This is a genomic window from Thalassococcus sp. BH17M4-6, assembly GCF_049323015.1.
GTDB lineage: Bacteria > Pseudomonadota > Alphaproteobacteria > Rhodobacterales > Rhodobacteraceae > Puniceibacterium.
The window spans coordinates 190634-205266 of record NZ_JBMPGU010000002.1 but is presented as its reverse complement, the minus strand read 5'-3'; the positions used below and the strand labels follow the sequence as shown (position 1 = coordinate 205266).

Below are 14633 nucleotides of genomic sequence, written 5' to 3'. Positions count from 1 at the left end.
CCGGCTATTTCACGCCCTCGGCCACGCGGGCGATATCGGCGATCAGGCCGCTGAACGGGGGCGGCGGAGCCACCTGCCCCGTCACCCATTGATAAAGGTCCTGATCGTTTTCGGCCAAAAGCGCGTCGTACCGGTCAAGTTCCGCCGCATTCAGCGCCTCGAGCCGCGCATCGCAGTAGCGCACGAGGATCAGGTCCATCTCCTTGATACCCCGCCGCATGGAACGCATGCGCAGCCTCTTGAGCCGATGTTCGGGCGTCTCGGCCATCAGGCGCCTTCCGTCATCGTCTTGCGCAGGCGTTTTTCCAGACGACCGAGGTCCTCGGCCGCGGCATGAAACTTGTTCTGCATGGCCCGCAGTTCGACAAGGATGGTCTGCACCTCTTCAGAGGCGGTTTCCTTTTCAAGCGGACCGCTCAGGCCTTCGCCCTGCCCGTTGATCAGCCACATCATCGACACGTTCAAAAGCCCCGCCATCATCGACAGCCGGTTGGCGCGCGGCTCTGACAGGTCTTCCTCCCAGCTTTGCAGGGTCTTGAGCTTGACCCCCAGCCGCTTGGCCAGCTGTTCCTGGGTCATGTTGGCGGCATCGCGCGCCGCCGCCACACGGTCGCCGAAGGTGGCCGCGTCGGGCCCGTACCAGTCGTCGCCATCCATCATCTGCAAATCTCCTTCCCGACCGAAGCCGCTTGATCGCATTTTGCCTGCACCCTATGACAGGCCATTCCCGTTTTCAAACCGGTGGCCAATGTCATTCCTGTCCGAACAGCTAGCCCGCGTGAAGCCGTCGCCCACCGTCGCCATGTCCCAGATCGCGCGCGATCTGGCGGCTGAGGGGCGCGATATCATCGGGCTGGCCGCCGGTGAACCGGACTTTGACACGCCGGACAACATCAAGGCTGCGGCGATTGCGGCGATCCATGACGGGAAAACGAAATACACCGCCCCCGACGGGATACCCGAGCTGAAGGCCGCGATCTGCGCCAAGTTCGAGCGCGAAAACGGGCTGCGCTACACGCCGGCGCAGGTCAGCGTATCGACCGGCGGCAAGCAGGTGCTTTACAACGCCTTCATGGCAACGCTGAACCCGGGTGACGAGGTGATCATTCCGGCGCCCTACTGGGTCAGCTACCCCGACATGGTGCTTTTGGGCGGCGGCACGCCGGTGGTGGTGGAAACCGCGCTGGCGACCGGCTTCAAGCTGACGCCGGACGCGCTCGAGGCCGCGATCACGCCCCGGACAAAATGGTTCCTGTTCAATTCGCCCAGCAACCCCACGGGAGCGGGCTATAGCCGGGACGAACTCGAGGCGCTGACGGATGTGCTGATGCGGCACAGCCATGTCTGGGTGATGACCGACGACATGTACGAACATCTGGCCTTTGGCGATTTCAGCTTCTGCACCCCCGCGCAGGTGGAACCGGGGCTTTACGACCGCACGCTGACCTGCAACGGCGTCAGCAAGGCCTATGCCATGACCGGCTGGCGCATCGGCTATGCCGCCGGGCCCGAGCCGCTGATCGCCGCGATGCGCAAGGTGCAAAGCCAGTCCACCACCAACCCCTGTTCGATCAGCCAGTGGGCCGCGGTCGAGGCGCTGAACGGACCGCAGGATTTTCTGGCCACCCGATGCCGGGCGTTCGAGGCGCGGCGCGATCTTGTGGTCGACATGCTCAACACCGCCCCCGGCATCACCTGTCCCCTGCCCGAGGGCGCCTTCTACGTCTACCCCTCTATCGAGGGATGTCTGGGCAAGACCTCCTCCGGCGGCACGCGCATCGACACGGACGAGGATTTCGCCAAGGCCCTGCTCGAGGAAACCGGTGTCGCTGTTGTCTTTGGCGCGGCGTTCGGGCTATCGCCGCACTTCCGGATCAGCTATGCCACATCGGACGACGTGCTGCGCGACGCCTGCGGCAGGATCGTCGCGTTTTGTGAGGGCTTGGTCGCAGAGTAGGCGACGGAAAGGCTGCGATGGCGAGCGATCTTCCCGACTATTACTTCCGCATCCGTGACAACGGTGCGCTCGCCTTTCGCGTCGACACCGAAAACCGCCACCGCCGGATCGAGATGGACCAGATCGCCGTGATCAACATCCGCAACGGCGAGATCAAGCCGCACGGCGACCGCGACCTGACCGAAGAGGATCTGACCGCGATTCGCGACTGGATGGACCAACGCCGGACGCTGCTGGCCCTGCGCGACATCGACGACATTCACCGCGCCATCGATCATCTGAACCTGACCGCGCAATGGGCGCAGTCCAAGGCGACCGAGGCGCAGCTTGACGAGGTGACCGATGCGCTGCTGCTGGCCATGCACGACCTGCGCGCGGTCCTGGTGCGCAAGAAGGCCGACCGTCTGATGAAGGACTGAGCGGCACTTGTCGGAATGCGCACCAAAGTGTATACTGAAATGCACATTTTGAAGCACACCCTATGGCACGTCTGCACACCAACCTCATCTGCACCATAACCGAACTGCGTGAACCGCAGAAAGTCCTGGACCGCGCAGGCGGCAAGCCATTGGCGATCATGAAGAATTCCCGCTGTGTCGGCTACCTCGTCCCCGAAGAGGCGACGCTCGATGGCGCGCCGCGCTATACGACGATGGACGAGGTGATGGCGGCCATCGAAGAAACACGTGCGCAGGCCCAGCCGGTGCTCGACTACCTCAAGGACAAATGACCTACATCCTGCTGTCCGTCGCACAGGTCGAAGACATTCACGACATGGTCCTGAACCCTGGTGAATTGGCTGGGCGCGCCCGCGACAAGTCGCTTGAAGGCGCTTTGGCGCGGGTCGACAATCGGCTGGTCTACGGCATGATCGCAGACGTTTTCGACCTTGCGGCGGCCTATGCGCAGGCCATCGCGACAGGGCACTGGTTCAACGACGCCAACAAAAGAACGGCCTATCGTGTAATGCTGATCTGCCTCGCGATCAACGATACGCGGATTTCGCATGAAACGCGCGAGATCGGCGATCTGATCATCCGTCTTGCCCAGGGCCACATGGACAGCGGCGAACTGGCCGACTGGCTGCGCGGCAAGGCGGACTAGGCGCGCCGTACCGCCCGCCTATCCACAACCGCTTGCGTCCGGCCCCTTCCCCCGCACCAGATGCTCTGTCATACTGGGCCCAACCAAAACCAAGAATGAGCAGCAGCCATGGCCGAAGACCTTCTCTCCGGGCACGCGCCCACCGATTACGATGCCTCGTCCATCGAGATCCTCGAAGGGCTGGAACCGGTGCGCAAACGCCCCGGCATGTACATCGGCGGCACCGACGAACGCGCGCTGCATCATCTTGTGGCCGAGGTGCTCGACAATTCGATGGACGAAGCGGTGGCCGGGCATGCCAACCGGATCGAGGTCGAACTGCACGCCGATTATGCCATCACCATCCGCGACAACGGCCGCGGCATCCCGATCGACCCGCACCCGAAATTCCCCGACAAATCCGCGCTCGAAGTGATCCTGTGCACGCTGCACGCGGGCGGCAAGTTCTCGGGCGACGCCTACGAAACATCGGGCGGCTTGCATGGCGTGGGCGCGTCGGTGGTCAACGCCCTGTCGGATTCGATGGTCGTGCAGGTGGCGCGCAACAAGGAAGTCTTTGAACAGCGCTTTTCGCGCGGCATCCCCTTGGGCCCCGTCGCACGCGTGGGCCAGGCCACAAACCGGCGCGGCACCACCGTGACCTTCCACGCCGACGAGGAGATCTTTGGCCACCACCGCTTCAAACCCGCCCGCCTGCTCAAGATGGTGCGGTCCAAGGCCTATCTTTTCTCGGGTGTGGAGATTCGCTGGAAATCCGCGATTGCCGATGGCGACACCCCGCAAGAGGCAACGTTCCACTTTCCGGGGGGCCTGTCGGACTACCTCATGGAAACGCTGGGCGGCGCGTCGACCTATGCCGCCGCACCCTTTTCCGGCACCGTCGATTTCCGTGAGAAGTTCGGCGCGCCGGGCAAGGTCGAATGGGCGATCAACTGGACCCCGTCGCGCGACGGGTTCATCCAGTCCTACTGCAACACCGTCCCCACCCCCGAAGGCGGCACCCACGAGGCCGGGTTCTGGGCCGCGATCCTCAAGGGGATCCGCGCGCATGGAGAGCGGATCGGCAACAAGAAAGCCAGCCAGATCACCCGCGACGACCTGATTACGGGCGGCTGCGCGCTGGTGTCGTGTTTCATTCGCGAACCGGAATTCGTGGGCCAGACCAAGGACCGGCTGGCCACCACCGAAGCGCAGCGGCTGGTCGAAGGATCGGTGCGCGACCATTTCGACAACTGGCTGGCGGCGGATACCAAATCCGCCGGCGCGATCCTCGATTTCCTCGTGCTGCGGGCCGAGGAGCGGCTGCGCCGCAGGCAGGAAAAGGAAACCGCGCGCAAATCCGCCACCAAGAAGCTGCGCTTGCCCGGCAAGCTCACCGACTGCACCGCCAAGAATCGCGACGGCACCGAGCTTTTCATCGTCGAGGGCGACAGCGCAGGCGGGTCGGCCAAGGGCGCGCGGTTCCGCGAATTCCAGGCGCTGCTGCCACTCAAGGGCAAGATCCTCAACGTGCTGGGGGCGGCGTCGTCCAAGCTGGGTTCGAACGCCGAGATCTCGGACCTGTGCGAGGCTCTTGGCGTCGGCATGGGTACGAAATTCAACGTCGACGATCTGCGCTATGACAAGATCATCATCATGACCGACGCGGATGTGGACGGCGCGCATATCGCGTCGCTGCTGATGACGTTCTTTTTTGCGCAGATGCGGCCGCTGATCGACGGCGGGCACCTCTATCTTGCCTGCCCGCCGCTTTACCGGCTGACGCAGGGGGCCAAGCGGCTTTACGTCGCGGACGATGCCGAAAAGGACCGGATGCTGGAAAAGGGTCTGGGCGGCAAGGGCAAGATCGACGTGCAGCGGTTCAAGGGTCTTGGCGAGATGGACGCCAAGGACCTCAAGGAAACCACGATGGACCCCGCGACCCGCAAGCTGATCCGCGTGACCATCGACGAGGACGAACCCGGAGAGACCGGCGATCTTGTCGAGCGGCTGATGGGCAAGAAGCCGGAGTTGCGGTTCCAGTACATCCAGGAAAACGCGCGGTTCGTGGAGGAGTTGGATGTTTGAAGGCTCATACCTTTAGCCAGACGCTTCTCTGTTCTTCGTTTTCAAACCAATCACGCTGAGGATATACGAACACCTCGTCTGTTCGATGTGCACTTGCTTCAAAGACACCTGAAAATACGGGATGAAGGCACAACTGGTCGTCAGTAGCAAGGTGAAGCCTTCCCGGCATCGCATACTCGAACTCAGCTTCGGCATACATCCCAGTTATATTTTTTACGCGGCCAATAGCACCAATTTCCACAAGGATCTCCTTGAAATCATGAAAATCAAAAGCGCCATACTCGCGTAATACTGCTGACCCAAACCTCGAGTACACTCTATGTAGATCTCCATCTCTAAATGTTCTCGGCAAGTGAACAATGACCTTTTTGCATAGATCTTCCGCGAAAGGAAACTTATACCGAAACGCCGAAAACACCTCATCACAAATAAAGCTTTCGCAACTACGCAAACCCATAACAACATTAATATCACGATAGCTTGAGATGTGCTCGCCAGTATTGGTGCGAAAGATAGAATTGAGGATAAGTATGAGTTGCCGGGGTAATAGCTGAGTGTGCCGAAGAATATAAGCAAGAGAAGACTCTGATTTCCCAAAGCTATTTTTTATCGTTTGCGGAAGGAAATTCTGCAAGACCTTAGAGACGTGGCTCCTGGATTTTATATCCAGATCACTGAACTTCGACAGATCTTCTGGAGAATAAATACGAAGAAATATAAGATAACGCCAAGCCATTATGTGCATCAACTCACTCGGGAGCCAATGCAAGATTAAACTATCCGAAAGGTCTTTACTAAAGTTCGATGATAAATTCTTAATCTCAAAGTATGCTTCACCGGGAATACAAAGCCTTACCTGCCTCTGTCTATTTCCATATTCTCCAACGGCCTTTAACAGACCCTGGATACTAGCAGCATTCTTCTCGTTTCCTATCTTATAATCTTCAATTGAGTCGATAATTGCAACACTCGAGAAATTTTTTTCAGAAGAGAATGTTTCTAGTTCCTGAATTGCTGATGCATAACCTGCCTCTCCGGTATCGATATACTCAAAAAAAGCTCTTACAAAAAATGTTCCAAGCCCATCACCAAGCCTGTCAACGCTTTTACGAAAAGAGGAAACGATATCATTGAACCCAGCATCGTCACCAATGCTGAATGTAGACAAGAACTTTGAGCAATTTGGGAAGCGAAGCTCTCCATAATTTTTTACAATTTGTCTCATCAGAAGCGCATCAAGGACATATGTCCAGAATTTTTCAACTTTCTCAACATAGACGTCCGAAGGCGCCACATCTTCAAAAATCGCGTCCCTCACATACTCAATCGCGTCTGCAGTATCTATCAATAGCGTAACATCGTGCTCCACAAGCTCATCTGTATTAGATACTATCGAAGTTTTTCCCGAGCCCCGTCTACCAATAATTATCCTGGGGCTCTTTCGATATGCTTTACACAGTTCGTTCTGAGTACTAAAAATCAACCACTTCGCATCAGCGTCTCTAACAACGCCGGCATTCTCGGGGCCAAACGGCGTTCTATGGTTAAAGTGGTTCCTTAAAGTATCAATTTCAAAGTCTGTGAGGCGAAGAAGGCGCTCAATCGTCATATCACTCAGTCTTCTTGCATTTCCTACAACATCGTGTTTCATAGCATGTGACTTTCAAAGGGCAAACCTTCAATTTCAGAAAATATTCGCGATAGTACCATAAATCTGGCAGCATAGCTATCGTTGCACGCATTGCGCTTGCGCCCGCGTCCGGCTTGCGCTTCCATCCCCCCATGCGATTGCTTCTGTGTGCCCTGCTCCTTCTTGCTGCCTGCGGGCGTCCGCTGACCCCGAACGAAGTCGTGCTGGCCGAGGCCCTGCACGGGGACGAGATCGATACCTCGCGCGTCCGGCTGATCGACGGCAATCCCGGCGGCTCCATCACTTACACCCGGCCCATCCGGCCCAGGCTGACCTGTCAGGAACGGATCTGGCCGCCGTCGCGCGGGGAACGCGTGACCGTGTCCCCCGGCGCGACGGTGCTCTTCAACACCGTGCTTTTCCGCGACGATCTCTTTCGCGACGATTTTCTGCAAGGCTTTCCCGAGGCGGTCGATCTGGCCGACGTCATGCTGATCGCGCATGAATTCACCCACATCTGGCAGTGGCAGAACCGGCGCAAGACAGGCTATCACCCCCTGCGCGCGTTGCGCGAACACCAGGTCAGCGAAGATCCCTACCTTTTCGAGCCGGAGAGCAGCACGCGGTTTTCCGATCACGGCTTTGAACAGCAGGGCGCGATTGTCGAGGAATACGTCTGCTGCCATCTGCTGGACCCAAAGGCGCCCCGCACGGCGCGGCTGCGCGACATGATCCGCGCCGAGATGCCGATCGACCGGCTGCAATCGGTGCTGGATCCGGCCCGGGTGCGGATGCCCTGGGGCGGGGCCAAGGTCGACGGGATCTGCCGCTGATTCGGCGGGTCAGATCGCCGCGACCAGCTCCGGCGGGGTCGCGATGCCCGAGGCGGGCCAAAGCTGCGGCACGCCGTCCTTGAGCAGACGCACAGTGACCGGTCCGGGACCGCGCGCCTCGGCCCGCAGCGCCAGCGTACGGCCATCAAAACCGCGCAAGGTGAGCCCCGCCGCCGTGCCGTCCTGCTCCAGCGTTTCGCGCAAGAGCTCCAGCGCCACCGCCTCGCCCAGCCGCAGGTGCTGGGCGTTCTCGTAGCCATAGAACCCGCCCGCGACGCTGCGGCCCACCACGAGGTTCTGCGCCAGCGCATCAAACTCGTCCGTCTGGCGGCTGTCGTCCCCCCCGGCGAAGAAGGCCTTGAGCAGTGTGACCAGCGCGCCCAGGATCACCCCGCGGTCGGCGGCATCGGCGGGGCGCAGTGCCGCGCCGTCGTGGTGCAGCGGCGGCAGCATCAGGTTTTCGCGGAACTGCAGCGGCGTCCAGCCGGCGGTTTCGGTGCCGTCGCGATTGGGCAGCGCAAAGCCGCCCGTACCGGTCGCGGCGTTGAGCCGCCCGATCCAGGTCAGCAGGTTCGGCGTGTCGCGGCGCAAGAGCGCCAGCGCCTCGGTCAGCCGCCGGGTATCGGGGCCGCCGCGCATCGCCTCGGATTCGTGCATCAAGGCCAGCGTCGCGGCCACCACGGCGGGACGCGCATCACGGGCGGCACGGCGGTCCTGCCGGTGCAGCGCGCGGGTGGCGCGGCGCGCGGCGGTGACCATCAGCGCCATCAGCCGCGGTCCGGTCCAGCGATGGCTGGCCGCTGCAAGGCTTTCGTCAAAGGGCTGGCCCTGCCCCAGCAGCATCAGCGCCAGCGACAGCGGCTGCTGACGGGGATCGCCCAGATGCGCCTGCGCGGCCAGATCGCTCAGAGTCCGCACCGGGGCGGCGCGCCGGTCCGGTCCGGGCTGCGGCAGGCAGGCGCCGATCGCGGTTTCAGCCCAGGCCAGCCAGTGCGGCATCGGCGCATTGTCCGGCGGCAAGGCCGGTGCGATATCGGGCGCAGGCGCCGTGGCGCCCAGCACCCCGGCCTCGAGAAAAACCGACGGGCGCGGCAGGCCCAGCAGTTCTGGCAAAAGCCGCTGACCATCCCCACGGGAGACAGGAGGATGGTCAGCGTGACCCGGCACGGACAGGGAGGACAGGTTGTCAGCCGATGCCACGGTTGCCTGGCGGAACTGGGGATGAGGCCAGGGCAGTTGGGCAATTTCGGCTGTCAGCGCGTGCAGGGTTATTCGGGTCGCGCCGTCGATGCGGACGGCGGTATCGGGGTCGGACATCCGGTGCAACGGCACGTCGCGCAGAAGCGCCAGCGCGTAAAGGCGGGCCAGTTCGGTGGCCAGCGCCGGGGCGTCCGGGATGACGGGCGGCGTGATCGGCAGGGTCGTTTCGGGCCGGTTGGCGGCGGCGGCCTTGCGCTGGCGCTTGTTGCGCCCGCCGGAAATCAGGTGAAGGGTTCCGGGCGAAGTCATCTGGTCGGCAGTCATCTTGAGCCCCCTGAAAATAAGGTTGTCACGCCGGACGCATCGGCAGGTCGATGGCACTGGCAAAGTCGGTCGAACACTCTCTTGCCGTCAGACTGGCAGCGCCGCGTGAACGCAATGTGACCAGCGCGTGAATGCACCGGCAATCGCGCGTGAATTCCCTAGGGTAAACTTCGGACACGAAAGATGCTGCGTGAAAAAACCGCAAACGCCCGGGGGGTGCTTGACCCAAGGGCCGGCCGCGGCGTTTGCTGAGGCCAATAGTCTAAAGTGATTGGGAGTGGACGATGACCCTGACCTGGACCGCGCCTGCGCAGGCGGACTACTGGGATGCCTATCTGGACTGGATGTGGCTGATGCAGGAACGCCGCGAGGCGCTGCTGCCGCCCGATCCCGACGGTCATCTGTGGTACGAGCCGATTTTCGTGCGCCTGCTGCCCGGTACCGGCGCGATCGAGAGTGCGCGCACCGCGTTGCAGGCACTGGTCGACGATCCCGCATCGCCCTTTGTCATGGACCCGCAGGAATACGCGCGGCTGACTGCGCGCATCACCCATCCGCAGCAGAACGCAGGCCTGCCCGACGACTATGCGCTTTACCGCAGGAAGGGCACCGACATGGCGCCCTATGCCGATCTGCTTTTCCTCATGGACGTGGGCGTGGCCGTCGATCTGGATGCCGACGTACCCTCTGCCGCGACAGAGATGTCGCAACCGGTGATCAAACCCGATGACGACGACGCGGACGAGGCCGCCGATCTTGCCGCGCGCGCCGCAAAACGGCCGATCATCGCGGTGATGGATGACGGGATCGGCTTTCTCAACGCGCGGTTCCGGCGCAAGCGCAAGACCCGCGACGGCTACAAGACCCGGTTCCAGGCACTTTGGCTGCAGTCGCTCGAGAAAAGCCGCGATCTGCCCGGACCCCGCCGCGCCTATGTCGGCACGGTGCTGACCAAGAGCGACATCAATACCTGGCTGGGCGATCTGCCATCGCTGGATGAAAGCGCGGTCTATTCGCAGCTCAACGCGCAGCTCTTTCCCGAACGCGGCCATCGCACCACCGATTTCAGCCGCAGCCACGGCACGGTGGTGATGGACCTGGCCGCCGGTGCAGACCCGGACGACAGCGACGATCCGGTGGGCAAATGGCCGCTTCTGGGGGTGCAGTTGCCGCCGCAGGCCATCGCCGACACCTCGGGCACGCATTTCGAATCCTACATGGTGCAGGGCATGCGCTGGATCCTGGCGCAGGCGGCGCAGATCAATCCCAAGGCGCCGGTGATCGTCAACATCTCGCTCGGGATGCTGGCCGGGCCCAAGGACGGCACGCGATTTACCGAATACCAGATCAGCCAGGAGGCGATGAACTGGCAGGCGGTGACCGGCCAGCCCGTGCGCGTAGTCTGGTCGTTCGGCAACAACCGGCTGAGCCGTCAGGTCGCCCGCTTCGACTATGATACGGCCAATCCGCGCCACGCCACCGATCGCGGCATCGTCTGGCGGGCGCAGCCCGACGACCTCACGCCCAGCTACATGGAGGTGCGCACCGACCCCGACACACCGACAGAAGATCTGCAGGTGCATTTGACCGCGCCCGACGGCACCTCCTCGGGCTTTGCGGCGATGGCACCGGGTCAGGTCCGCACGCTGGAAAAGGACGGCACGGCGGTGGCGCGCATCTACCTCAACCCCGCGCATGAGCTAAGCACCAGCACCACGCAACGCCCCTTCTACCTGCTGGCGCTTGCCCCCACGAACACGCTGCTCGCAGGGGACACGCTTGCGCCCTCGGGCGGGTGGGAGGTGGCGGTGCGCCATGCCGGCCCGGCGGCGGCGACGGTGCATCTGCAGATTCAGCGCGGCGACAGCCTGCCCAGCTATGAACCGCAGGGGCGGCAAAGCTATTTCGACAGTCCCGACGCCTATGCCTGGGACCCGCAGATGCAGAATTACTGGGGGCTGGAGCCGGATTGCCCGATCACCCGCGACGCCACCCACAGCGCGCTGGTCACCGCCGTCAACCGGCAGGTTTTCAGCGTCGGTGCCGCCGAAGGTGCGCCGGCATACGATGCCTTTCACGCGCCGCTCTACACCTCGGTCGGGTCGGACTGGTCGGTGCCCGCGCCGACGGTATCGACCGTCGCGGACACGACGCGCATTCATTGGGGTGTGCTGGCCAGCGGCACGATCTCGGGCTCGGTCGTTGCGCTCAACGGCACCAGCGCAGCCGCCGGTCGGCTGAGCCGCGCGCTGGGTCTGAGCGCGGCACGCATCATCGCCAATTCGCAGGCCGGTGGCGGCAGCCAGATCGACGATCTGGACCCGAACGTTCTGACGCTCGATCCGGTGGATCCGGCCCTGCAACCGCAGCTGGGGGCCTGCGTGGTCACCGGCGAAGGCGGGGCGCGTCCGCGCCATCTTTGACCGGCGGACCAACCGCCCCCTCAAGAAAGCGGAGACCGGAGCGCTTGCGCGTTCCGGCCCACTGGTACAGGACCCGGACGCAACGGTCCGGATCTACCGTTTAAACCCGTCTACCATTCAGCCGTCGCCTGGGCCCACAGATCGCCCAGCCAGTCGGGCACGTTGCCGGGATCAAGCGGCACTGGCGTGGAATCGATCACGGCGGGATCGGTCAGCGCCTCACCCAGAATGGTCAGATTGAAATCGCCCGCATAACCGGACCCGTCGAACCCGCGCGACATGGTTTCGGTCTTGCCGTCCAGCAGGTTGACCAGCGCCTCGCCGATGCTGATGCCCAGCACCGCGCCTGCCATGCTGTCGGTGGGGAAATGCACCCCTGCGACGGTGCGGTTCGACGCGATCCGCGCGGCATGGCGCATCAGCGCGTTCTGCCCGGTGACGGCGGCCACCGGATCGAAAGGCGCGGGATACATCAGCCGCGTCATCAGCGTGGCCACCGCAAAGCTTTCGGTGGCATGCCCGCTGGGCCAGGCCGGGTGGCCGGGCGTCTGGATCATCGGCTGCACCTCGTAGGCCATCGAAATCGGGCGCGGCACGTCAAAGCCCATCTTGAGAGGCATTTCCAGCTTCGTGCACAGCCGGATCACGGCGTTGGCCAGCCACAACGTCCATTTCGTCGCATCCGCGCTCAGGTAGCCGACCGAGCCGAAGAACGACAGGATGTCGCCCGTCTCGACCGAGATTTCCGCCAGCCGGTCGCCGCGCAGGTCGGCGGCGGCGCGCAGGTAGGGCAGCTGATGCTCGGCCAGAAAGGCATCGTCGGGCTTGGTCAGGGTGACCAAGGTCTGCGCGCCGACCGACACCTTGCCCTGGGCGTTGGCGGCGGCCTGGTTGGCCAGTTCCACGTTGAAAATGGTGTCGAGCGCACGGTCCAGCACGGCGATGCGCGGACCCTGCGCCATCGCCTTGAACGTGTCCCAGGCGCTGCGGTTGGGATGCGGCGGGGTGCGCGACGCGGCGCCCCCGGGCCAGTATTGCTGCGTGCCGTCCCGGGCGAGGATCAGCGCCAGGCTGACGTAGGACGAGGGCGCGCTGCCTGCGGTGCCCTGGCTCCCCTGGCTGCCTTGGCTTCCCTGACTCCCCTGGCTGCCTTGGCTTCCTTGACTGCCCTGGCTCCCCTGGCTTCCCTGACTGCCTTGGCTCCCCTGACTGCCTTGGCTCCCCTGACTCCCGAAAATCGACATGACAAACCCCCTGAGAAATTTCTTTTAATTACCGGGACTATGGCCCTTGGTCCTGCGGCAGGTCAAAGGCCAAGTCCGGCGCCAACGGCTTTTTACGCAATATTAACGTTTGATTGCCCCGGGGTAATACCGGTGATACGGTTTGTACGTTGTCGCCCACCTGATTTTTCGTACGCCGCAATTCAAAGGCCCCGCCGATGTCTTCTGCAAAGACGACCATCCGGATCGAAGTGATCGGACCCCTGAATGTCACGGGGCCGGATGGTGCGGATCTGACCCCGACCGGCGGCAAGAACCAGGCGCTGCTGGCCATCCTCGCGCTCAGCCCCAAGATGGCGCGCCCGCGCCGCTGGCTCGAGGACAAGCTCTGGAGCACCTTCGGCCCCGAACAGGCCAGCGCCAACCTGCGACAGGCGCTGAGCAAGCTGCGCCGGGCGCTTGGCGACTGCGGCGACATCCTGTCCAGCGACCGTTCGGGTATTGCGCTGGATCCGCACCGGGTGCTGGTGGACGTGCTGGGTTCGGAGCTGGAACTGGACGAAAGCCGAGAGCTGCTGGAAGGGCTGGACGTCCGGGACCCGGAATTCGACGACTGGCTGCGGGATGAACGCAGCAGGCTCAAGACCCGGCGCGACATCGCCCGCCCGTCCGACAGCGACGGGGTGATCCTGCGCTGCCGCACCCAGACCCACGGGCAGGACGTGCAGCGAATGATCGGTGACGTGCTGGCCAACCAGATCGGCGAGAATATCGCCGAACAGGTGCGCGCCTGGCGCAAGTCCGATCTGGCGTCGTCCGAGGCGGCAGAGGCGGTGGCGGACATGGACGTGTCCTGCGACCTGATGGAGGCCGAGGGTGAACCCACGGTCTTTATCAAGGTGTCCCATGCGCCGTCGGGCCGGGTCCTGTTTTCGAAACTGCTCAAGCTCGACAAGCCCGAGGAGATCCTGACCTCGTCCAACACCGTGGCCACGGTGGTCTTCGAAGCCGCCGACCGGGTGCTGGGCAAACTGCCGTTGGTGATCGAGAACGCCCGGCCCGAGGCGCGCGCCACGGCACTGTCACGGCTGGCGCTCTACCGCATGTTCAGTTTCGAGGCCCCGTCCCTGCTCGAGGCGGACGGGCTCTTGAAACAGGCCTTCGATGCGGATGGCAACGGCGTCTACCTCGCCTGGCGCGGTCTGGTGCGCACGATCCAGCTGATCGAGCTGACCAACGACGATCCCAAGGTCATCTACGAGGAGATCGGCGAATTCGGCCAGCGGGCGCTGGAGCTGTCGGCGGAAAATCCGCTGACCCAATCGCTTGTCGGACATGCCCGGGTCATGGCCCTGGGCGACAGCGCCGGCGCCTTCGATCTGGCCGAACAGGCGGTCGCCCGCAATCCCTGCAACGCGTTTTCCTGGCAGGCGCTGTCGGCGGCCAAGATGCTGGCCGACGATCCCGAGGCGGCGTTCAAATACTCGGAGAAAGCCCGCGCCATCGCGCATTTTTCGCCCTTCCGGCAGTGGTGGGACCTGTATCACTGCGTCGTCAGCGTTGCCTGCAACAAGCCTCAGACCGCCATCGAGGCCGGAGAGGCCGCGGCCCGCGCCGCCCCGTCCTTCCGTCCCGCGCACCGGCATCTGCTGGCGCTTTACACGGTGGACGGTCAGCACGACAAGGCGATGGCCACGGCGCAGAAGCTGATGAAGATCGAACCTGGCTTCACGCTCGACCGGTTCGTGAATGATGAGACCTATCCGGTACGGACCCTGCGCAACAAGGGTCTGCTGGAGCCGATCCGCGCGCTCTTGTGACGGATGGGGGGGGGGGGGGGGCCCCGCGGCCCCCCCCGCGGGGGGTTTGGTT

13 protein-coding genes are annotated in these 14633 nt (G+C 63.0%); 8 read left to right on the top strand and 5 right to left on the bottom strand.

Annotated features, from left to right (window positions below; genetic code table 11):
• Positions 1 to 4 precede the first annotated feature (4 nt).
• Both ACOXXX_RS03420 and ACOXXX_RS03415 read right to left on the bottom strand, forming a co-directional pair.
• Positions 5 to 268 carry a succinate dehydrogenase assembly factor 2 gene (locus ACOXXX_RS03420; protein WP_422825146.1) on the bottom strand — a complete coding sequence of 88 codons (264 nt, stop codon included), beginning with the start codon at positions 266 to 268 and terminating at the stop codon, positions 5 to 7.
• On the bottom strand, positions 268 to 660 hold the full coding sequence (locus ACOXXX_RS03415) for a helix-turn-helix domain-containing protein (RefSeq protein ID WP_422825145.1): 393 nt from the start codon (positions 658 to 660) through the stop codon (positions 268 to 270). The genes ACOXXX_RS03420 and ACOXXX_RS03415 overlap by 1 nt, the downstream gene beginning before the upstream one ends.
• A gap of 88 nt (positions 661 to 748) precedes the next feature.
• Between ACOXXX_RS03415 and ACOXXX_RS03410 the strand changes: the two genes are divergently transcribed.
• From ACOXXX_RS03410 to parE, 5 genes are all read left to right on the top strand, one after another.
• Complete coding sequence (locus ACOXXX_RS03410; RefSeq protein ID WP_422825144.1) at positions 749 to 1957, top strand: pyridoxal phosphate-dependent aminotransferase; 1209 nt, start codon at positions 749 to 751, stop codon at positions 1955 to 1957.
• Between the two features lie 17 nt (positions 1958 to 1974).
• A complete protein-coding gene (locus ACOXXX_RS03405; protein ID WP_422825143.1) occupies positions 1975 to 2376 on the top strand; it encodes a hypothetical protein in 402 nt (133 codons plus the stop codon).
• A 62-nt stretch (positions 2377 to 2438) separates the two neighbouring features.
• On the top strand, positions 2439 to 2687 hold the full coding sequence (locus tag ACOXXX_RS03400) for a hypothetical protein (protein WP_422825142.1): 249 nt from the start codon (positions 2439 to 2441) through the stop codon (positions 2685 to 2687).
• Complete coding sequence (locus ACOXXX_RS03395) at positions 2684 to 3061, top strand: type II toxin-antitoxin system death-on-curing family toxin (protein WP_422825141.1); 378 nt, start codon at positions 2684 to 2686, stop codon at positions 3059 to 3061. The genes ACOXXX_RS03400 and ACOXXX_RS03395 overlap by 4 nt, the downstream gene beginning before the upstream one ends.
• A gap of 108 nt (positions 3062 to 3169) precedes the next feature.
• Positions 3170 to 5128, top strand: a complete 1959-nt coding sequence (parE, locus tag ACOXXX_RS03390; protein WP_422825140.1) for a DNA topoisomerase IV subunit B — start codon at positions 3170 to 3172, stop codon at positions 5126 to 5128.
• A 4-nt stretch (positions 5129 to 5132) separates the two neighbouring features.
• On the opposite strand, the gene ACOXXX_RS03385 is transcribed toward parE, so the two are convergent.
• A complete protein-coding gene (locus ACOXXX_RS03385; protein ID WP_422825139.1) occupies positions 5133 to 6779 on the bottom strand; it encodes a P-loop ATPase, Sll1717 family in 1647 nt (548 codons plus the stop codon).
• A gap of 131 nt (positions 6780 to 6910) precedes the next feature.
• On the opposite strand from ACOXXX_RS03385, the gene ACOXXX_RS03380 reads away from it, so the two are divergent.
• Positions 6911 to 7591, top strand: a complete 681-nt coding sequence (locus tag ACOXXX_RS03380) for a hypothetical protein (protein WP_422825138.1) — start codon at positions 6911 to 6913, stop codon at positions 7589 to 7591.
• A 9-nt stretch (positions 7592 to 7600) separates the two neighbouring features.
• Here ACOXXX_RS03380 and ACOXXX_RS03375 read toward each other — a convergent pair whose 3' ends face one another.
• Positions 7601 to 9115 carry a hypothetical protein gene (locus ACOXXX_RS03375; protein WP_422825137.1) on the bottom strand — a complete coding sequence of 505 codons (1515 nt, stop codon included), beginning with the start codon at positions 9113 to 9115 and terminating at the stop codon, positions 7601 to 7603.
• 284 nt (positions 9116 to 9399) lie between these two features.
• Here ACOXXX_RS03375 and ACOXXX_RS03370 point away from each other — a divergent pair, with 284 nt between their 5' ends.
• Positions 9400 to 11538 carry a S8 family serine peptidase gene (locus tag ACOXXX_RS03370; RefSeq protein ID WP_422825136.1) on the top strand — a complete coding sequence of 713 codons (2139 nt, stop codon included), beginning with the start codon at positions 9400 to 9402 and terminating at the stop codon, positions 11536 to 11538.
• A gap of 110 nt (positions 11539 to 11648) precedes the next feature.
• On the opposite strand, the gene ACOXXX_RS03365 is transcribed toward ACOXXX_RS03370, so the two are convergent.
• Complete coding sequence (locus ACOXXX_RS03365) at positions 11649 to 12782, bottom strand: phosphatase PAP2 family protein (protein WP_422825135.1); 1134 nt, start codon at positions 12780 to 12782, stop codon at positions 11649 to 11651.
• Positions 12783 to 12979: 197 nt separating this feature from the next.
• On the opposite strand from ACOXXX_RS03365, the gene ACOXXX_RS03360 reads away from it, so the two are divergent.
• Positions 12980 to 14581, top strand: coding sequence for a transcriptional regulator (locus ACOXXX_RS03360; protein WP_422825134.1), 1602 nt, complete (start codon positions 12980 to 12982; stop codon positions 14579 to 14581).
• The last annotated feature ends 52 nt before the right edge of the window (positions 14582 to 14633 follow it).

Excerpts from the sequence above, each read along its gene's own strand:
- ACOXXX_RS03370 (WP_422825136.1), top strand. The coding sequence starts at position 9,400 with ATGACCCTGACCTGGACCGCGCCTGCGCAGGCGGACTACTGGGATGCC.
- ACOXXX_RS03410 (WP_422825144.1), top strand. The coding sequence starts at position 749 with ATGTCATTCCTGTCCGAACAGCTAGCCCGCGTGAAGCCGTCGCCCACC.
- ACOXXX_RS03420 (WP_422825146.1), bottom strand. The coding sequence starts at position 268 with ATGGCCGAGACGCCCGAACATCGGCTCAAGAGGCTGCGCATGCGTTCC.
- ACOXXX_RS03385 (WP_422825139.1), bottom strand. The coding sequence starts at position 6,779 with ATGAAACACGATGTTGTAGGAAATGCAAGAAGACTGAGTGATATGACG.
- ACOXXX_RS03395 (WP_422825141.1), top strand. The coding sequence starts at position 2,684 with ATGACCTACATCCTGCTGTCCGTCGCACAGGTCGAAGACATTCACGAC.
- ACOXXX_RS03400 (WP_422825142.1), top strand. The coding sequence starts at position 2,439 with ATGGCACGTCTGCACACCAACCTCATCTGCACCATAACCGAACTGCGT.
- ACOXXX_RS03415 (WP_422825145.1), bottom strand. The coding sequence starts at position 660 with ATGATGGATGGCGACGACTGGTACGGGCCCGACGCGGCCACCTTCGGC.
- ACOXXX_RS03365 (WP_422825135.1), bottom strand. The coding sequence starts at position 12,782 with ATGTCGATTTTCGGGAGTCAGGGGAGCCAAGGCAGTCAGGGGAGCCAA.
- parE (WP_422825140.1), top strand. The coding sequence starts at position 3,170 with ATGGCCGAAGACCTTCTCTCCGGGCACGCGCCCACCGATTACGATGCC.
- ACOXXX_RS03405 (WP_422825143.1), top strand. The coding sequence starts at position 1,975 with ATGGCGAGCGATCTTCCCGACTATTACTTCCGCATCCGTGACAACGGT.
- ACOXXX_RS03360 (WP_422825134.1), top strand. The coding sequence starts at position 12,980 with ATGTCTTCTGCAAAGACGACCATCCGGATCGAAGTGATCGGACCCCTG.
- ACOXXX_RS03380 (WP_422825138.1), top strand. The coding sequence starts at position 6,911 with ATGCGATTGCTTCTGTGTGCCCTGCTCCTTCTTGCTGCCTGCGGGCGT.
- ACOXXX_RS03375 (WP_422825137.1), bottom strand. The coding sequence starts at position 9,115 with ATGACTGCCGACCAGATGACTTCGCCCGGAACCCTTCACCTGATTTCC.